The organism is Termitidicoccus mucosus (assembly GCF_038725785.1).
GTDB lineage: Bacteria > Verrucomicrobiota > Verrucomicrobiia > Opitutales > Opitutaceae > Termitidicoccus > Termitidicoccus mucosus.
The window spans coordinates 4,051,896-4,070,574 of record NZ_CP109796.1 but is presented as its reverse complement, the minus strand read 5'-3'; the positions used below and the strand labels follow the sequence as shown (position 1 = coordinate 4,070,574).

Annotated in this window: 16 protein-coding genes; 10 read left to right on the top strand and 6 right to left on the bottom strand. The window is 59.5% G+C overall.

Annotated elements, in window-relative coordinates:
• Positions 1 to 105: 105 nt before the first annotated feature.
• Positions 106 to 618, bottom strand: coding sequence for a hypothetical protein (locus OH491_RS14365; protein WP_145928825.1), 513 nt, complete (start codon positions 616 to 618; stop codon positions 106 to 108).
• A 172-nt stretch (positions 619 to 790) separates the two neighbouring features.
• Between OH491_RS14365 and OH491_RS14360 the strand changes: the two genes are divergently transcribed.
• Together OH491_RS14360 and OH491_RS14355 are read left to right on the top strand one after the other, a co-directional pair.
• Positions 791 to 1,024 carry a hypothetical protein gene (locus OH491_RS14360; RefSeq protein ID WP_145928826.1) on the top strand — a complete coding sequence of 78 codons (234 nt, stop codon included), beginning with the start codon at positions 791 to 793 and terminating at the stop codon, positions 1,022 to 1,024.
• Positions 1,025 to 1,331: 307 nt separating this feature from the next.
• A complete protein-coding gene (locus OH491_RS14355; protein ID WP_334319364.1) occupies positions 1,332 to 1,457 on the top strand; it encodes a hypothetical protein in 126 nt (41 codons plus the stop codon).
• 30 nt (positions 1,458 to 1,487) lie between these two features.
• Here OH491_RS14355 and OH491_RS14350 read toward each other — a convergent pair whose 3' ends face one another.
• The 3 genes from OH491_RS14350 to lnt all read right to left on the bottom strand — a co-directional run bounded on the left by OH491_RS14350 (position 1,488) and on the right by lnt (position 5,213).
• The gene (locus tag OH491_RS14350) at positions 1,488 to 2,462 is read right to left on the bottom strand and encodes a PhoH family protein (protein ID WP_342750528.1); all 975 of its coding nucleotides are present in this window, start codon (positions 2,460 to 2,462) and stop codon (positions 1,488 to 1,490) included.
• Positions 2,463 to 2,855: 393 nt separating this feature from the next.
• A complete protein-coding gene (locus OH491_RS14345; protein WP_068770646.1) occupies positions 2,856 to 3,350 on the bottom strand; it encodes an HIT family protein in 495 nt (164 codons plus the stop codon).
• A 195-nt stretch (positions 3,351 to 3,545) separates the two neighbouring features.
• Entirely contained in the window at positions 3,546 to 5,213 is a 1,668-nt protein-coding gene (lnt, locus tag OH491_RS14340) for an apolipoprotein N-acyltransferase (RefSeq protein WP_068770647.1), read from the bottom strand.
• Positions 5,214 to 5,424: 211 nt separating this feature from the next.
• Between lnt and OH491_RS14335 the strand changes: the two genes are divergently transcribed.
• The gene (locus OH491_RS14335; RefSeq protein ID WP_145928827.1) at positions 5,425 to 6,858 is read left to right on the top strand and encodes a 3-keto-disaccharide hydrolase; all 1,434 of its coding nucleotides are present in this window, start codon (positions 5,425 to 5,427) and stop codon (positions 6,856 to 6,858) included.
• A 227-nt stretch (positions 6,859 to 7,085) separates the two neighbouring features.
• Positions 7,086 to 8,621, top strand: coding sequence for a Gfo/Idh/MocA family protein (locus tag OH491_RS14330; RefSeq protein ID WP_068770648.1), 1,536 nt, complete (start codon positions 7,086 to 7,088; stop codon positions 8,619 to 8,621).
• Positions 8,622 to 9,120: 499 nt separating this feature from the next.
• Here the strand turns inward: OH491_RS14330 and rhaT are convergent, their stop codons facing one another.
• The gene (gene rhaT / locus OH491_RS14325) at positions 9,121 to 10,287 is read right to left on the bottom strand and encodes an L-rhamnose/proton symporter RhaT (RefSeq protein ID WP_068770649.1); all 1,167 of its coding nucleotides are present in this window, start codon (positions 10,285 to 10,287) and stop codon (positions 9,121 to 9,123) included.
• Between the two features lie 234 nt (positions 10,288 to 10,521).
• Here rhaT and pap point away from each other — a divergent pair, with 234 nt between their 5' ends.
• The 6 genes from pap (at position 10,522) to OH491_RS14295 (ending at position 17,822) form a co-directional block, all read left to right on the top strand.
• Positions 10,522 to 12,018, top strand: a complete 1,497-nt coding sequence (gene pap / locus OH491_RS14320) for a polyphosphate:AMP phosphotransferase (RefSeq protein WP_068770650.1) — start codon at positions 10,522 to 10,524, stop codon at positions 12,016 to 12,018.
• A gap of 352 nt (positions 12,019 to 12,370) precedes the next feature.
• Positions 12,371 to 14,299, top strand: coding sequence for a hypothetical protein (locus OH491_RS14315; RefSeq protein ID WP_342750527.1), 1,929 nt, complete (start codon positions 12,371 to 12,373; stop codon positions 14,297 to 14,299).
• Entirely contained in the window at positions 14,283 to 15,062 is a 780-nt protein-coding gene (locus OH491_RS14310) for a hypothetical protein (protein ID WP_145928829.1), read from the top strand. Before OH491_RS14315 ends, OH491_RS14310 begins: the two co-directional genes overlap by 17 nt.
• Before the next feature lie 26 nt (positions 15,063 to 15,088).
• Positions 15,089 to 15,784, top strand: coding sequence for a hypothetical protein (locus OH491_RS14305; RefSeq protein WP_145928830.1), 696 nt, complete (start codon positions 15,089 to 15,091; stop codon positions 15,782 to 15,784).
• A 56-nt stretch (positions 15,785 to 15,840) separates the two neighbouring features.
• Positions 15,841 to 17,373 (top strand): DNA cytosine methyltransferase, encoded by a 1,533-nt coding sequence (locus tag OH491_RS14300; protein WP_084442243.1) that lies wholly within the window; start codon positions 15,841 to 15,843, stop codon positions 17,371 to 17,373.
• A gap of 32 nt (positions 17,374 to 17,405) precedes the next feature.
• Positions 17,406 to 17,822: a very short patch repair endonuclease gene (locus tag OH491_RS14295; protein WP_068770657.1), complete on the top strand. Its 417-nt coding sequence runs from the start codon at positions 17,406 to 17,408 to the stop codon at positions 17,820 to 17,822.
• 74 nt (positions 17,823 to 17,896) lie between these two features.
• On the opposite strand, the gene OH491_RS14290 is transcribed toward OH491_RS14295, so the two are convergent.
• Positions 17,897 to 18,679, bottom strand: coding sequence for a succinate dehydrogenase/fumarate reductase iron-sulfur subunit (locus OH491_RS14290; protein ID WP_068771136.1), 783 nt, complete (start codon positions 18,677 to 18,679; stop codon positions 17,897 to 17,899).

Below are 18,679 nucleotides of genomic sequence, written 5' to 3'. Positions count from 1 at the left end.
GGCGGCGAGACGCCGCCCCTCCTTGCGCAAGCGTGCTTTTTGACGGAACAGCCCTTATCCAAGCGCCATTCCGTCCCGACGCCCTTTTGGCGTCCGGCAGCCTGGTTACGGACCGCCGAACAGCTCTTTGCACGTGGGCGCTTTTGTCGCGGTGACTGACGCCGTGATCCTCAGCAATGATTCCACTTCTTTAATCTCAGCATCCAGATTCTTGGCGGTGGCGGCGTGGTTGTTATTGGCAAATTTGACAAGCCCTTCCGCCGCCTGCTTTTCCGAGGAAGACGCCGTGTAGGGGATTTGATATTTGTTGTTAACCCGGTTCATCAGGATCTGGGTGATGTCCCTTGCCGCCGTCGTTATGCCTTTATTAAATTCCTTGAGCTTCGCCTCGGGGGTGGCCTGGCCTTTGACGGTTTTCAGGAAAGTGACGGCCCTTCCGGCGGCGGCCTTGAGTTTCACGGGGCCGAATGTCGCCTCCAGCACCGAGTCAAAGGATGAGGACCATCTTTTGGCCTCCTGGGTCAGGAATCCGCTGATGGAGTTGGCATTGACAGAAACGGACTGAAGGTCGGCGGTCTTGGCCATGTCCAGCACGATTCCTTTTTGCTTGGAGGACATGGATTTCTCCGCGGCGACCTTCTTGCATTGATCTCTCACCGTCCAGAGTGACTTTTTATAATTTTCGACGGCTTTGCTGTTGGTCAGTCGTTTGCAATCCGCCAGGAAGGCGGGATACCCGCTTATATTGAGGAACTTTCCGTCCGCGGAATCTCCAGCATATATATTGTTGATGGCGTCAATATCGGCGGAGGCCGCCCTGAACGCGGCTTCCGCCGCCCGCAATGTTTCGCTGATTCCAGTATTGTTGTTGAATATGGATTTGGCCTTCTTCCAGGCGGCGGTTGTCAGTGTTTTGGGATATTCGATTTTTTGGTTTGGCATGATTTTGTTTTTTGAGGTTCGGATCATTCGCGGCACGGGGACGCGCCCAATGGATGGGATGAAAAAATGCCGGGATCGCTGAATTGGGCAAGTGACAAGTAATTACAAGAAGGAGGTTATTTTGTAATGGGCGGGAGGCGCAGGGCGCAGGCTGCTTTTGGGGCCAAGCCCAAAGGGGTCGGGACGGAGATCGTCCCTCCATAAATCGGAATTCAATTTGTAATTGGCATCATATATAAACACCCCGGAGCGGGGGCGGGGCGCCGCGCTGTTTCAACTCTTCGCGAAGGCAATCAACTGTTGCATGTCGCCTTGGTCGGCTGCTTTCAGCGCGGCGATGTAGCCCGCGCGAACATCGACGGATTGCGCGAGGTTTGAGCCCGCGCCCCATGTCAACGGCCCGCCGCCGCCGGCCGCGCATTCGCGAGGCGATGTCGCGCTGGCTCAATCCCAATGCCTCGCGAATCGCCCGCAGCCAGCCTTTCGTCCGCCGCGTCGTTGGCACCGTCGCGTGAAAAACAATCCTGCAAAACAGCGGGGCGCCCTCATTCGACGGCATCGCCGGCGATGGGGTTTTTGTAGCGTTCGTAGGCTTCGATGATGCGGAGGACGAGGGGGTGGCGGACGACGTCCGCGCCGCTGAAATGATGGATGTCGATGCCGGGAATGTCGCGGAGGATGCGGCTCACCTCCAGCAGGCCGGATTGTTTTGCGCGGGGGAGGTCGATCTGGGTGACGTCGCCGGTGACCACCATGCGGGAGTTCGTCCCGAGGCGGGTGAGGAACATCATCATCTGCTCGGGGGTGGTGTTCTGGGCCTCGTCGAGCACGATGAAGGACTGGGCGAGGGTGCGGCCGCGCATGTAGGCGAGGGGGGCGATCTCGATGATGCCTTTTTCGGTGAGGCGCGCCACGTCGTCGGGTTCGAGCATGTCGTGCATCGCGTCGTAGAGCGGGCGGAGGTAGGGGAGGATTTTTTCGCGGAGGTCGCCGGGCAGGAAGCCGAGCGCCTCGCCGGCCTCGACGGCGGGGCGGGTGAGGATGATGCGCTCGACCTCGTTTTTCAGGAGCGCGGAGATGGCGGCGGCCATGGCGAGGTAGGTCTTGCCGGTGCCGGCGGGGCCGATGCCGAAGACGACGGGGTTGGCGCGAATGGACTGGAGGTAGAGTTTCTGGCCGAGGGTCTTGGGGATTATGGTCTTGCGGCGGGTGGCGATGACGAGGGGCTCGGCGAGGAGGGCGCGGAGCTGGTCGAGTTCGCCGCGCGCGATGGTGTCCACGAAGCGGTGAAAATCGGTGGAGTGGATGACGACGCCCTGCGCGCGGGCGTCGTTGAGGATGTTGAAAAGCGCCTCGGCGCGCGCGACGGCGTCGGCGGGGCCGTCGATTTTCAGCCAGTCCTCGCGCGTGGCGAGGGTGACGCCGAGCTGCTTCTCGGCGTGGGCGAGGTTTTCCTCGCGGCCGGCGTAGAGCTGGTGAAGGTGGCGCGGGCTGGGAAAGTGCAGGGTGCGGGCGGGCATGGAGGAAAATTAAGAAGCGGGCGCGGCGGGGTTTTTCTCAAGGGAGGTTTTCAAGTTAACCGCGAATGAACATCAATGGGTTTGGTTTGTTTGATGGCTCGGTTTTAATAGCCACAAAGAGGCGCAAAAGGCACAAAATTGGGTGATTGTCTTGTGCTTCTTGTGCATTTTTGTGGCTAATTTAATGATTCGGTTTTTTAACCACAAAGAGCGCAAAGGAGAGGCGGCGGAGTTCCGGCGGTTTTTTGCATTCTTTGCGTTTTTGCGGACTTTGCGGTTAATTTAACGGTTCGGTTTATAACCGGGAATGAACGCCAATAAACAAAGGCCTTTGTCGTTCATTTGCGGTTATAATCAATTTTTAGAAGTTCCCTTGAATCTTAAGAGCGGTTCTTACTTTTTGGTTTCCACGGCGGCGGCGGCGGAGAGTTTTTCCCAGATGGTTTCGAGCGCCTGCGGGAGCACGCGGGTCTGGCCGAGGACGGGCATGAAGTTGTTGTCGCCGTTCCAGCGTGGGACGATGTGGCCGTGCAGGTGCGCGATGCTGCCGCCGGACGCGATGCCGAGGTTGAAGCCGAGGTTGAAGGCGTCGGGCTTGATGGTCGCGCGCAGGAGGCGCTTGGCGAAGACGATGATGTCGAAGAGGTCGGCGCGTTCGGCGGGGTCGAGTTCCTCGATGTCGGCGACTTCGCGGAAGGGGATGGCGAGGAGGTGGCCGGGATTGTAGGGGTAGCGGTTGAGCATTAGGTAGGAGAGGGGGCTGCGATGCACGATGAGCGCGGCGCGGTCGTCACCGAGCGCGGGCAGGTCGGTGAAGGGGCGTTTCGACGCGGGGAGGCGCGGGGCCTCGATGTATTCCATGCGCCAGTAGGCGTGAAGCTGCTCCATGTTGGTGAAAGGTGATGGTGTGCGAAAATGCCGCGATGCGGATGCGCGGAGAAATGAGAAACCGCCACTATGGACGATTCGCGCGGTTTGAAAATGCTGAAACGCGGCGGCGGGCGAAGCCGGGCAGTCCAAGTTGGACGTTTAAGATTAAGGCCAAACTCCCGGCGGGTTTCACTTGAACTTGAAGCGTCCAGCTTAATCCGGCCGCGAAGCGACCCTCAGGTGGCCGAAGCGCACCGCCGCCAGGCCGAGCACCAGCAGGCCGGCGCAGGCCCACAGGAACCAGTCGCCGTGGCGCACGTAGAACGTCTCCCGCTCCTTCCAACTGGTGGAGCGCCGCACGTCGAAGGTGTGCGTGCCGCGCAGGTAGATGGAGCCGTCCGGGTTGGTCATCACATCGTGGGTCCGGCCAAATTCGTCGATCCAGCCGTTCCAGCCGCCGTTGCTGCAGCGCACGACCGGCCGGCGCGTCTCCACCGCGCGCAGGATCGAGTGCGCCGCGTGCTGCCAGGCGGCCCCGCCCTGGCCGAACCAGCCGTTGTTGGTGAGCACCACGTGCAGGTCGGCGCCGAGCTCGGTGTTGTCGCGGGTGAGGTTCGGGAAAATGTCCTCGTAGCAGATCAGCGGGCCGGCCGCGAACACGTCGGTGCGCCGCGTGCCGCAGATGAGGGGGCCCGAAATCCCGCCCGGGTGGAAGTCGCCTTCGCCCACGTCGGTGATCTTGCTGAGCCAGCCGAGCAACGGGCGAAACGGCACATACTCGCCGAAGGGCACCAGGTGGCGTTTTTTGTAGTAGTGTTCGCGCAGGCCCGCCTCCGGATCGACCACGAAGGCGGCGTTATACCACGCGCGCGTGCCGTCGGGCAGGGTTTCGACGCTGTCGCCGCCGATCAGCAGCGGCGTGTTGACGCGGCGCGCGAGGCTCTCGACCCACTGGCGCGCCTCGGGGCCGTCGCCCTTCAGCGCGAACGGCATGGCCGACTCCGGCCACAGGATCAGGTCGGGAAACGTGAGCGACGCGCGTTCCGTGAGCTTGGCGAGCGCGTCGAGGATGCCGTCCGCCTTGGCCGGGTCCCATTTCACCGCCTGCGGGATATTGGGCTCCACCACCGCGATCAACGCCACCCTTTCCCGCCTGCCGCTGGAATCCATGTAATCGCCGACCCACAGGAACGACGTGCCGAGCACCAGCAGCGCGGCCATGAACTCCGGGCTGCGCCGTCTCAGGCCCTTCAGCTCGCGCTCGAAAAACAGCCGGTACAAACCCGCCGCCGCGCCGAGATTGAAGCATATCAATACGAATGAAATGCCGCCGGCGCCGGTCACCGCCGCGACTTGCAGCAGAAACGGCCTCGTCCACTGGCTGGCCGCGAGCGGCAGCCAGGGAAACCCGCTCAGGAACCACAGGCGCGTCCACTCGATGAGCACCCACAATCCGGCCAGGCCGAGCATGATCGCCACGCGCACCGGCGCCGGTTTACCCAGGGCGCGCGGGGCGGCCCACCACACGGCGGCATACCAGAGCCCGATCCACGCGCCGACAAACGGCCCGAGCAGAAACAGGCCCAGCCACGTGACATTGTGCAGCCACGCGAGCAGAATCGTCCAGGCCGCCGCCTGCGCGCCGAACACGACCGGGAGGAACACTTTCAGCCGGGGCCGCTTGAAGGCCCAGAAAATCGCCGGCACCGCGAAGATATAGGCGAGCTCGCCCGCGTTGAAGGGGGGAAAGGAAAACACGGTCATCGCCACCGTGAGCGCAAAGACCGCCAGCGGAGCCATCCACCAGGCGTTGGTCTGCCAATAGGACGGCCCGGTGTTGAACATATCCGATTCGGGTGCGAGATAGGAGGGTTTCGACATGCGCGGTGAGGAAAAGGAAAGGCCGAGCTTCGCGCCCCGCCGCCCCGCGCTCAAGACAGAAGGGAAGGGCGAAGGCGGGGCGGGGGAGGGGGGGAGCCCTTTTCCCCTGCCGCACGATCCCGCCCCATTTGCCGGATTGCATTTTTTCCCGGGGCGGCTGTTTAATGTCCGCTTCATCTCCGTCAGTTTCCCATTCCCCCTGCTCGCTCTTATGAAACCATCCCTCCCTCCGAATGCGCGCCGCCGCGTGCGCGCCCTGTCCTTGCCGTGGTTGCTGTCCGCCTTTGCGCTCGCCCCGCTCGCCCTCCAAGCCGGGCCGTGGGAGCCGTTGTTCAACGGCCGCGATCTCTCCGGCTGGAAACAAGTCGCCGGCAACGCCACCTACGAGGTCGCCGCCGGCTGCATCGTCGGCACCACCGTCAACAATTCGCCCAACAGCTTCCTCGCCACCGAGCGCCCCTACGGCGACTTCATCCTCGAGATGGAGGTCATGCAGGACGCCGAGCAGGCCAAGAACGGCGGCGTGCAATTCCGCAGCGAGTTGCGCCCGGCCCAAAACGGCAAGCCGCCTCTCGTCTTCGGCTACCAGTTCGAGATCGACCCCGCCCCGCGCGCCTGGACCGGCGGCATCTACGACGAGGCGCGCCGCGGCTGGCTCTACACCGGCGACATGAACCCGCGGGGCGCGACGCTCTACCGCACCGGCCAGTGGAACCGCCTCCGCATCGAGGCCATCGGCTCCTCGCTCCGCACCTGGGTCAACGGCGTCCCCGTCGCGAGCGTCGCGGACAGCCTCACGCCGGCCGGCTTCATCGCGCTGCAAGTCCACTCCGTCTCCAAAACCGACCCCGCCGCGGCCGGTCGCAAAACCCGCTGGCGCGACATCCGCATCCAGACGCGCGACCTCGTCCCCACGCCCGACGACGCCTCCGTTTTCCAGCGCAACCTGCTCCCCAACGACCTCTCCCCCGCCGAGCGCGCCGCCGGCTGGCGCCTGCTCTGGGACGGCAGCACCACCGCGGGCTGGCGCGGCGCGCGCAAAACCACCTTCCCCGCCGCCGGCTGGAAAATCGAAAACGGCGAACTCATCGTCAACGAATCCGGCGGCGCCGAGTCGAAAAACGGCGGCGACATCGTCACCGAGGCGGAATTCTCCGCGTTCGAGCTGCAACTCGAATTCAAGTTCACGCCCGGCGCGAACAGCGGCGTGAAATATTTTGTCGTCGAAAAACTCGACTCCATCGGCGGCGGCGGCTCCGCCATCGGCCTCGAATATCAAATCCTCGACGACAAAAAACACCCCGACGCGAAACTCGGCCGCGACGGCAACCGCTGCCTCGCCGGTCTCTACGACCTCATCGCGCCGGACACCTTGCGCGTCAAGGGCCTGGGCGTCATCCCGAAACCCGGCGAATGGCAGCACGCGCGCATCGTCGTCCGCCCCGACGGGCACGTCGAGCATTGGTTGAACGGCGTCCGCACCGTCGCCTACGAGCGCGGTTCGGCGGAATTCAACGCGCTCGTCGCCATCAGCAAATATAAAAAGACGCCCGGCTTTGGCCTCGCCCCGAAAGGCCCCATCCTCCTGCAAGACCACGGCAACCAAGTCCGCTTCCGCAGCATAAAAATCCGCGAGTTAAAATAAACAAAATCACCGCCGGCGCCGGCAATAATATAAAAACCATCAGTGTTAAGGACGACTTGAAGAACCCAAAAACAAATCAGCCGCGAAATTAACCGCAGAGGACGCAAGGAAATCAGAGAGAAATCATGTTTTGGAATCTTTGCGCCTTTTGCGTCCTTTGCGGTTAAAAACCGGATTGTTTTGAGTTTTTCAAAGCACCCATAAAACAAGCCTCAACCTCCCCCGTCATGCCCAGCAATAATAATACAAACACCTCCGGCACCGCCGCCCTCCGGCGCCGCCCATTCCTCAAGCAAATCCTCGCCGCCGGCGCCTTCCCCTTCATCGCCGGCGCCCTCCCGGCAAACCTTGCCGCCGCCGCCACAAAGAAAACAGACACCGCCGGCGCCGATGACGCCGGCCACCCCACCTCCGGCGCCTCGCAAAAAATCCGCATCGCCTACATCGGCATCGGCAACCAGGGAGCCGCCGACATCAAACAATTCGAGAAAACCGGCCTCACCGAGGTCGTCGCCCTCTGCGACACCGAACTCGGCCACCACCGCACCGTCGCCACCATAAAACAATTCCCCAAGGCGAAACTCTACCGCGACTTCCGCCGCCTCCTCGACGAAAACGCGCGGGATCTCGACGCCGTCCTCGTCGCCACGCCCGATTTCTCGCACTTCCCCGCCGCGATGCTGGCGCTCTCGCTCGGCCTGCACGTCTATGTCGAAAAACCCGTCGCCCACACCTTCGACCAGATAGACCTCCTCATCGCCGCCGCCGCCAAATACAAAACGCGCACCGGCGCCGCGCTCGTCACCCAAATGGGCAACCAGGGCCACTCGTCCGCCAATTATTACCAGTTCAAAAACTGGGCGGAGGCCGGCATATTAAAAAACATCACCCGCATAAACGCCCACATGAACAACGACCGCCGCTGGCACTGGGCGAAAAAGCCGGAGTTCCGCGGCCTCGACAATTATTTCCCCGCCGAGCTCGCGCCCGACTGGCTCGACTGGAACGCCTGGCTCGCCACCGCCTCCGACCACCCGTGCAGCACGCGCTACCTCGACGGCGAATGGCGCTGCTGGTTCGACTTCGGCAACGGCGCGCTCGGCGACTGGGGCGCGCACATTTTCGACACCGCGCACGAATTTCTGCGGCTCGGTTATCCGACCGAAGTCGCCGCCGTGAAACTCGACGGCTGGAACAAATTTGTTTTTCCGCAGGCGACGACATTGCAGTTCAAGTTCCCCGCGCGCGACGCCGCCAACCCCGCCCTCGACCTCTGGTGGTATGACGGCATGGAAAACCTCCCGCCGCTCCCCGCCGGCGCCGGCGCCATCGAGGAGGACAAATCCATCCCCACGCCCGGTGGCGGCACCGGCGGCCGCGCCAAAAAAAATCCGCCTCCCGGCAAGGAACTTTACCGCGCCGACGGCGCCATTTTCCAAGGCGGCTCGCACGGCAGCGTGTTGAAACAAATCGCCGGCGCCGGGGAAAATTACCCGGACTATCGCAAGGACAAACCCGACGCGCACTACGGCAACTTCCTCCGCTCCATCCTCGGCGAAGAGCAGCCCCATTCCCCCTTTGCCGTCAGCGGCCCCCTCTGCCAGACGATGGCAATCGGCATCATCGCCCAGCGCGTCTGCCGGCCCGGCGAGACATTAAAATTCGATGCGAAGGCAAAACGCATCACAAACAACGCCGCCGCCAACGCCCTCCTCGCGCACATCCCGCCCCGCGCCGGCTGGGAGCAGTTCTACAAATTATAAATATTGGTGTTTTCATTTAACATTGGCGCGGCAGCGCCGGCAGGGCGAAGCCTCCGGCTGAGCCGCGGCCCGGCGGGGACGCCTCGCTTTGCCATTTGGGCCGATGTTGAAAGAAAATACCATGGCAACAACGCCGGCGCGGGCGACATGACGCTCGCGCACATGCGCGACTGAAGGGAGCGCGGAAAGCTCCGTGGCTTTTATTATTATACCATTTCCGAACGAGCTTTATATTTTAGGTAGGGCGAGGCGTCCCGCCGAGCCGCGAGCGCCAACGGCTCGGCGGGACGCCTCGCCCTACCTAAACCGGACGGCACGGAGAAAAAGGATAAATTTCGTTCGGAATTGGTATTATTAAACGGTGCCGAACGGCAGGCGTCATTATCCGGCCGGGAAAGCCGTGACCGTATAACGTGGCTTCCGCTTCGCGCGGCAGCGCCTGCTCCCTGCCAAACGGAGGAGGCAGGGATGGTTGCGCGCCGCCTCTTCGCGCCGCCGCTCAACCGCGGGTCTTCAGCCAGGTGCCGAAACCGATGACCACGGTCGAAAACACCAGCGTCGCGATGCCCGCGAAGATCAGGCCGCGCGCCTTCGCGCTCGCGCCCTTCCATTCCTTGAAATAAATCCCCCACAGCGTGCTGAAGATGATGATGCTCGCCATGTGCAGCGTCCAGCTCGCGAAATCCGAGTTTGCCTCCTTCATCTTCGTCTCGCCCATCGTGTAGAAGAAAAACTGGAAATACCACGTCGCACCCGCCAGCGCGGAAAACAGGTAGTTCGGCGCCACCGGCACCTTGAGCTGCTCGCGCGACGGCTCCGCCGCCGGGCCGCCCGCCAGGTGCATCGGCGCGACGCCCGCGTGCTCGGGCCGCACGTGGCTGGCCAGGTATTGGTAGCCGGTCCGGTTCTTGATGTTCAGCAGCACGCACCAGATGAAATTCGTCGTGAACCCGCCCAGCAGGATCACCACCAGTTTCGGCAGGCCCGTCCAGATCGAGTCCGTGCCGGCCGCGAGCGAGGCGGTGCCGATCGGGTTGCCCGCGCTCATCGCGAACGCCATGCCCGCGCTCATCACCCCGGAAAACGTCGCCACCAGGATGCCCTTCCTGAAATTGAACTCCGCGATGGCCTTCTTCTTTTCCGCCTCCGGCATCTCGCGCTCCTTCGTCAGCCCCGCGTAGGCCGCGATGGCGATGCCGGCCATGGTCACGACGATGCCGGCCAGCGTGATCTTGCCCGGCGTGGTGGCGAAAATCTGCCCGATGGTCTCGGCGATATACACGTCGGGCACGTCCACAAACACCTTGAAGATCGGCGGCAGCAGCGTGCCGAACACCGTGCAGTAGCCCAGCGCCACCCCCATGCCCAGCGACATGCCGAGGTAGCGCATCGTCAGCCCGAACGTCAGCCCGCCCATGCCCCACATCACGCCGAAGAGGTAGGTGACGCAAAGCGTGTTCCAGCTTTGCGCGCGGATGACCGCGAAGAGGTCATTGGTCATCGCCGACGCGAAAAAAATCGGGCAGATGATCCAGGAAAAGAACCCGCCGACGAGCCAGTAGGTCTCCCACGACCATTTTTTCACGCCCTTGTAGGGCACATAGAAGGAGCCGGAGGCCAGGCCGCCGAGCCAGTGGAAAACAACGCCGAGGAATGAGGTGGGCATGGTGTTTTGGGAATTGGGAAGGGGTCCGTGCTTGGAAGAACAGGCGAAGCAAAAACGACCTCATGGCGGGCCGGCAAACCGCCGTCCGTATGACAGTCAAACAATGCATGCCGCAAAACCCGCCGCCCGTGCAAGAGGTTTTACCGTGAATTTGGGTCAAGAGTTGACCGCGTCCGAAAAAATATTCATGCGCGCTCGACAGCCAGTGCGCGCGCGCGCAACTTTTTCGTCCTCATGGCACATTCGGGCGAAACCACACGCATGTCGAAAAAGGCCTACGACGATGCGCTTCCGCGACTGCGCGAGCAGCTCGTGCAAATGCAGGTGCGGCTGAAGCAATTCCCCTTCAAGGTCATGCTGATCGTCGCCGGTCTCGAAGGCTCGGGCCGCAGCGAATACATCAACACGCTCACCGGCTGGCTCGACCCGCGCGGGGTCGAGACCTTCGCCTTCATGGAGCCGTCCGACGAGGAGCGCGAGCGGCCCTTCATGTGGCGCTTCTGGCGCAACCTGCCCGCCAACGGCTGCATCGGCATCTACATCGGCTCGTGGTATGCCGAGGCGCTGCGCGGAAACAGCCGCCGCGGCAAGCGCGCCCGGGACGATGCGCACGACCTGCTCAAGCACATCGGCCAGTTTGAAAAACTGCTCACCGACAACGGCACGCTCATCATCAAACTCTGGCTGCACGTCTCGAAAGCCAACCAAGGCAGACACCTTCGCGCGCTCGAAAAAAACCGGGACACCGCGTGGCGCGTGACGCCCGAGCATTGGTATCAGCACCGCAGCTACGACCGCCTCGCGCGCGCCTCGCGTTACGTGCTCGACCAGACGCACACGCCCGCCGCGCCCTGGGTCGTGCTCGACATCGAGGACGAGCGGGCGCGCAACCTCACGCTCACCGAAATCCTCATCAAGCGTTTCGACGAGCATCGCCGCATGCTCGGCGCGAGGGAGACCGCCGTCCCGCGCCCGAAGCCGGTCCCCCGCGCCGTCACCGCCGCCGGCCGCCGCCGCCTCGGCGCTCTTCCGCTCGACCAGGAACTCACCGAGCAGGAATACCGCGACAAACGCGAAAAATGGCTCGGTCGCCTCCACCGCGCCGTGCGCGGCGCGCAGGACGCGAAGCGCTCGGTCGTGTTTGTCTTCGAGGGCTGGGATGCCGCCGGCAAAGGCGGCTCCATCCGCCGCCTCGTCAGCGCCATCGACGCGCGCGCCTATCGCGTCATCCCGGTCGCGAAGCCCACCGACGAGGAAAAGGCGCATCATTATCTCTGGCGTTTCTGGCGCTGTCTGCCGCGCGACGGACGCGTGACGGTTTTCGACCGGTCCTGGTATGGCCGCGTGCTCGTGGAGCGGGTGGAGGGTTTCGCCCGCGCGGACGAATGGCACCGCGCCTACGACGAGATCAACGACTTCGAGCAGCAGCTCGTCGAGCACGGCGCCGTCGTGGTGAAATTCTGGCTGCACATCAGCAAGGATGAGCAGCTGCGCCGATTCCGCCTGCGCGAGCGCACGCCCTACAAGCGCCACAAGATCAATGCCGAGGATTGGCGCAACCGCCGCAAGTGGACCGCCTACGAGGCCGCGCTGTCGGACATGTTTGCCCTCACCGAGACGCCGGCCGCCCCGTGGCACCTGATCCCCGCCAACAACAAGCAATACGCCCGCCTGCAAGTCCTGCGCCTGGCCTGCAAACAGATCGAGGCCGCGCTGAAAACGAAGCGGTAAACGCGGCCCTGCCCGGCTGTCTCTGTAGCCCGTGAACGTGGAGCGGTCGTGCCTCACGATGCGACCGGCGTCCGTGGATGATAAACCGTCCGGATTCCCGGTTCTCCCGCGAGGATGCAGCCGGAAGTGGAGTCAAGGTTGAGTGGCACGGGCGCATCCTGCCCGTGGACGGCGAAGCCGTCAGATCGAGTAGCATGGGCGTCTCGCCCATGTTTGACACCACTTCCGGTTACACCCTATTGGGCAAACTGACACGATTTTGAGTTGTACCCTCATTGATCAAACGTCAAAGTTAACATTATCCATGTAAGCTTAACCAATGTATCTGAAAACATAATTCTCGTTTCATTCCATGCTTTCCACCCCTTCTTGGCATTTTAATCGGCGGCGTCCATGTGACCGCATGAGAGACTCTACAAACGATGCGTTTTTCACTGCGGAAAGCTTGGAAAATCTGAGCGAGGCGCTTGTGCGCGAGGCCATACAAAATTCCATTGATGCCGCTGACATGACCTCTGGCGTTCGGGATGTGCGAATCCGGATACGCTTGGTGCCGCAGGCGACAGGTAACGCGAAAAGCATGCTTCACTCGCTTTTCGCTGGAGCAGAAAAGCACTTTGAATCCGGCATCCAATCAACAAATAGCAATTCCGTCTTCAAAACCGTTCCGGGTTATTTTGTTTTCGAAGACCTCGGCACAACGGGCTTGGATGGAGATGTGGAAGCGTGGCGCTTGGAGGATTCAACAAAAAATGCATTCTGGAGCTTTTTCAGAGCGGAAGGACGTTCATCCAAGACAGGTGATAGCCTTGGCCGATGGGGCATCGGTAAACAGGTTTTTCCTACCGCCAGCCTCGTTAATACGGTCTTTGGCCTGACAGTGAGGACCGATGAGCCAAACCGTGTGTTGATGGGATCCGCTGTCATTCGCTCACGAACCATCGAAAATGATGATTATGATCCCGATGGATGGTTTGGTTTGCAGGAAAATACAGATCGTCCCGTTACCCCTGTCATTGAAGAATCTTTTTTGAATCAATTTGTCCAAGCATTTCAGCTTAACCGAAACCTTGAGAAAGGGCTTTCGCTCGTAGTGCCATGGGTTGATGAGCGGATGAATTCGGACGATATTCGTCGTGGTATTGTTCGTAATTTTTTCTGGCCTATTCTTCAAGGTGAACTTGTCGTCGAACTTGAAGCGCCGGAAGGCTCATGGACATTCAATGCCGAAACAGTGATGCTGCACAGGGATTTGCTCCCAATAAACGAGGCTGCTGTTATTGATTTTGCTGCATGGGCCGCCTTTGTGAAGGCAGAGCAGGTTGTCAAACTGCCGCCGACAACAGAGAAATGTCCAAACTGGGGAAAATGCGCTGCTGAGCTTCTGCCGGAAGATATTTTGGCCGAGCTCAAGAAACACATCGAAACAGGCCAGCGATTTGCCGTTGAAGTCCCCATTCAGGTGCGACCAAAAGCAAAGGATGCAACAGAGCAGGCATCCTGTTTCCGTGTATTCTTTATGCCATGCCGCGACCACGGACATCGCACGATATTTCTTCGCGATGGAATAGTCATCACCGACATTCGTTCACCAGTCATCGGCAACAGTCGCTCGCTGGTTGTCGTTGATCGTCGTCCGATTGCAGGTTTGCTCGGCGATGCCGAAGGAGTGAACCATACTCAATGGCAAAAGGACTCGCCGAAATTTCACAATCGTTATGTTTACGGTGCTGACACCATCCGATTTGTGACTCGCAGTGTTTATGAAATTGTTCAGCGACTGCACGCTGCGGACAGAAAGGGAGACCCAACACTTCTTATCGATCATTTCTTTCTACCTGCCGATGATAGCAGCGTTGTGGAAAAAAAAACAAAGCCAAAGCCCGGCGCACCGACGCCCGGCCCGGACGATAATCCCGACATCCCAAAGCCCAAACTTCGACGCTTTGATATTCGAAAGTCGGCTGACGGTTTCCAAATTATTGCTGGTAACGCGCCTCCCAGTATATTTCCCATCAGGATGCGAATCGAAGTGGGGTATGCCGTTCGCCGAGGTAATGCCATCAAACGCTGGTCGCCAGATGACTTTCAATTTCTACGATCACCCTTGCGTCTTGAACCCAAACCCATCGGTGTGTCATGGAAGGACAACAGCGATAATACCATCGAACTGGAAATCAAACAGCCAGACTTTGCGTTTGGCGTGTCGGGATTCGACCGCAATCGCGATCTCGTTGTACGCGCAATCGAACTGAAACATACCAATGAAACGGACGTTTAACTACACCCAACGCCGTGTAATCAAACGGCAGGATATTTCCATTCGCCTGCGTGAAGAAGCCGGCATTTGGGTTTTCGATGCAGATCTGCAACGGATCACTTCGTATAAGTTTCCCCATAACGCAGAAGTATGGGTTGAAGCCCATCGCCAAAATCTCTGGATGCAATTTAGGTGGGGAACGATTTCTCTTCTGCGTCCAGCGGCGGATCGTCGATTGACTGAATTTGATGGAGCAGAAGGAATATTGTTTCGCGTGCGAGTTGTGATGTGCCAAGGGGCCGAGCATAATAAGCTTGTAGCCGAGGCGGATGGGCTCCGTTACGTGAAGACCGGTGATGTGGACGACCTTCGGCGGCCACTCATCACGCCCGAACCCGACACCCTTGACCAGCTCCTGTGGAAACTTGATTTGGAAAGTGATCCCCCAAAGCTTCTTGTAAACAGGGACGCACGCCCCACTTGGAAGGCGATGACGCGCTCGCCTTATTTTATTGCACTCGTTTATCCAGAAGTAATGCGGCAAATGCTAACCAAGGTGCTGCTTGACCCAAAAAACGAATACACGGACGAAGACGAAGATGAAGGCTGGAAGGCCGATTGGGTTAAATTTGCTCGAAATCTAGGGGGCATGGAACCGCTGCCCCACGTGGGAGATCGTGATGATCGGGAAATATGGATCGATTCTGCGGTCGCCGCCTTCTCAAGACACCATAAAATACGCGAAACGCTCGAACTCGCCATGAATGAGGAGGACAATAAATGATATTGCGCCGATTTAATTCAACAGGATTGAACGCATTCATTGATTACCGAAACAATCTTGCCTCGAATCCAGTGCTTTTACCGCCCCGGGAGTTGCTGGAAGACGATTCTCTGACAGAAGTCGTCAAAACTGATGTTCATGTCGATGCTCATGATTTCACAAACCGCTTGGAAGCAGGAAAATATCTCCATAATTTGCTTGAGAAATCTGATGTCCAGCGCCCTGAACGCGATGCAGGACTTTGGGGATGGCTGACATTGTTCTTTTTCGATCAAGTGTGTCCTGCAGATGGACATGGCTCACGAAAAGTCATGGCATTTGAGCGTCTTATTCCACAAGTTGACAATTTTCAGCGTTTTTACCGCCACCTGCTTCTTGGGCCATTCCTCATCGTTCGCGCTCATGACGATAATCCAGAGCGCGCACTTGCCTATCTTTGTAATCCGTTATGGAAGCCCGGCGAAATAGCCGAGCAGCTCGCGGCCAGAAAGGAACTCGTTACCAATCCAGCCATGGCTGAAGTAGCCACCAAACTCTATTATGACCATGAAAAGGGAAATTTCCGTCGTGGTGCGGGGTCAAGCGTCAAAGGAGCTGCCCGCCGGCTGGCAGATCTGGTCAACCAGCTCGATCTCACTTGGTATCTTTATGGCATGAGTGCTGACGAAATTCTGCGGCTGCTGCCAAAGGAATTCGATCGGTTCAAGACAAAGTCAGCCTAAGCAGGCTCCAGTTATGCTCGCGCACTAAATAAACGGCGCGCTAGCATGCCCCTCTCATGCCCATTCCAATAATCGATCTATTTGCCGGACCTGGTGGCTTGGGTGAAGGCTTTTCTGCGTTCCGGCACCAAGGAATAGCTGTGTTCAAGATTGGCCTGTCCATTGAAAAAGATCCGCTTGCCCATCAAACACTTGAACTGCGTGCTTTTTTTCGCCAATTCCCGGATAAGCAAGCCCCTTCAGAATATTATCAACGCCTGTCCGGCTTAATTTCACGAGAAGCTCTATTCGAAAAATTCTCCGATGAAGCGGAAAACGCCAGACGTGAAGCATGGCACGCGGAATTGGGTTCAAAAAATTTTTCTTCTGAAACCGTGGACAAACGAATACGCGATACCATTGGCCAATCCAAAGATTGGGTTCTTATCGGAGGGCCGCCTTGTCAGGCATATTCCCTTGTAGGCCGTTCACGGCGAAAAAATGATCCAACATTCGCCTCTGACGAAAAGCATCTGCTCTATCAGCAATACCTTCGTATCCTAGCCATGCACCGACCGCCTGTGTTCGTAATGGAAAATGTTAAGGGCATGTTGTCCGCCACCGTGAACGAGGCAGGTATCTTTCAAAAAATCAGGGGAGATCTTTCCGAACCGCTGAAAGCTGTTCCCGAGGCGAATCAAGCAGTACCATTGGGTTACAAGTTGTTTTCGTTGGTGTGCAATCAACCTGATCTGCTGGGCGAAATCCCGCCGCAGAATTTCGTCGTCCGGGCGGAAGAATATGGCATTCCGCAAGCCCGCCATCGCGTCATCCTGCTTGGCATACGCTCTGACTGGCCGCACATACCTGACATATTGCGCCGAGCAAAAAAACAAATTCCCATTGAAAAAGCCATCAGTGACCTTCCACGTTTGCGCAGCGGATTGTCCAAAGAGGATGACAGTGGAGAAAACTGGCTCGCCGCCATTCGGGCACTCGCCGGATCATCTGCCTTGGCTGAATCTGCCGTGACCCCTGCTTTACGGTGGGCCATCAAAAAGGTATTGAGCAACATGAGCGATAAACTACAGCGCGGCAGCGAATTTGTTACCGGAACTCCTGCGCCAAAGTTTGCAAAAACTTGGTTGCGCGATCCAAAGCTCAAGGGCTTCTGTAATCACGTCACACGCGGCCACATTCGGGAGGACTTACATCGTTATCTTTTTGCCGCACAGTTTGCTCGGCTAATGAATCAAACACCCAGCTTGGAGCATTTTCCATCCGAACTTCTGCCTGACCATGAAAATGTTGATGAAGCCATCACCGGAGCCATGTTTAATGATCGCTTCCGAGTCCAACGCCGTCGTCGTCCATCCACAACCATCACTTCGCATATTTCCAAAGATGGACATTATTTCATTCACTATGATCCTGCTCAATGTCGTAGCCTGACTGTGCGAGAAGCAGCGCGGTTACAGACATTCCCAGATAATTATTTTTTCGAAGGGCCACGCACTGCGCAATACCATCAAGTCGGCAACGCCGTGCCCCCTTTGCTTGCATATCAAATTGCCCGTATTGTTGCCCGACTTTTTGTGGCAAATTCTTGAGGATTGGATTCAGAAACAAGCACCTAAGCACTATGCCAGACATTTATACCAAGGCAGAACGCTCCGCCGTGATGGCGCGAATACGCGGCTCGGGCAACAAGGGCACCGAACTGCGGCTCATTGCATTTTTTCACGCGCATCGCATTTGCGGATGGCGGCGCGGCATTCCGCTTTTCGGAAAACCGGATTTTGTGTTTCGCACGTTGAGGCTGGCGGTGTTTGTCGACGGCTGTTTCTGGCACGGCTGTCCGCGCCACGGCACGCAGCCGGCCAGCAATGCGAAGTTTTGGCGCGAGAAGATCAAGCGCAACAAAGCGCGCGACAAGGAAGTGAATCGGACGTTGCGCGCGAAGGGCTGGCACGTGATGCGCATCTGGGAGCATGAGTTGGCGCGAAAAAACGAAGGGCGGCTGCTGGCAAAATTCAAGAGGACGGGGTTGCCTCAATAAAAAGCGCGCCGGGTTTGCGGCGCGCTTGGGTGAGAGGTGTGCTGCGGAACCACGGGCTGGCGGCCCGTACCGCTTCAGCCCGCGCCGCCGCCGGCCTCGCTCACGGGCTTGAAGGCGGTGCTGAAGGTGGCCTTGATGTATTCGCGATTCAGGCGCGCGATGAAGTCGTGGCTGATCTGCTTCGGGCACGCGGCGCTGCATTCGTATTGGTTGGTGCAGCTGCCGAAGCCGAGCTCGTCCATCTTGCCCACCATGGCGAGGACGCGCTTGGCGCGCTCGGGCTGGCCTTGGGGAAGCAGGGCGAACTGGGAGACTTTCGCCGCGACGAAGAGCATGGCGCTGGCGTTCTTGCAGGCGGCCACGCAGGCGCCGCAGCCGATGCACGCGGCGGCGTCCATCGCGAGCTCGGCGTTGTCCTTCGGCACGGGGATGGAGTTGGCGTCGGGCGCCGCGCCGGTGCGGATGCTGATGAAGCCGCCGGACTGCTGGATCTTGTCGAAGGCCGAGCGGTCGGTGACGAGGTCCTTGATGACCGGGAAGGGTTTCGCGCGGAAGGGCTCGACGGTGATGACCGCGCCGTCGGCGAAGCTGCGCATGTAGGTCTGGCAGGAGGCGATGCCCTTGTGCGGGCCGTGCGGCTTGCCGTCGATGACGAGCGAGCAGGTGCCGCAGATGCCTTCGCGGCAGTCGTGCGCAAAGGCGATGGGCTCCTCGCCGGCGTGCACGAGCTCGTCGTTCACGACGTCGAGCATTTCAAGGAAGGACATGTTGGGGTTGCAGTTCTTCGCTTGGTATTCGACGAACTTGCCGGGCTCGGCGGGGCCGGCCTGGCGCCAGACGCGCAGGGTGACGGAGAT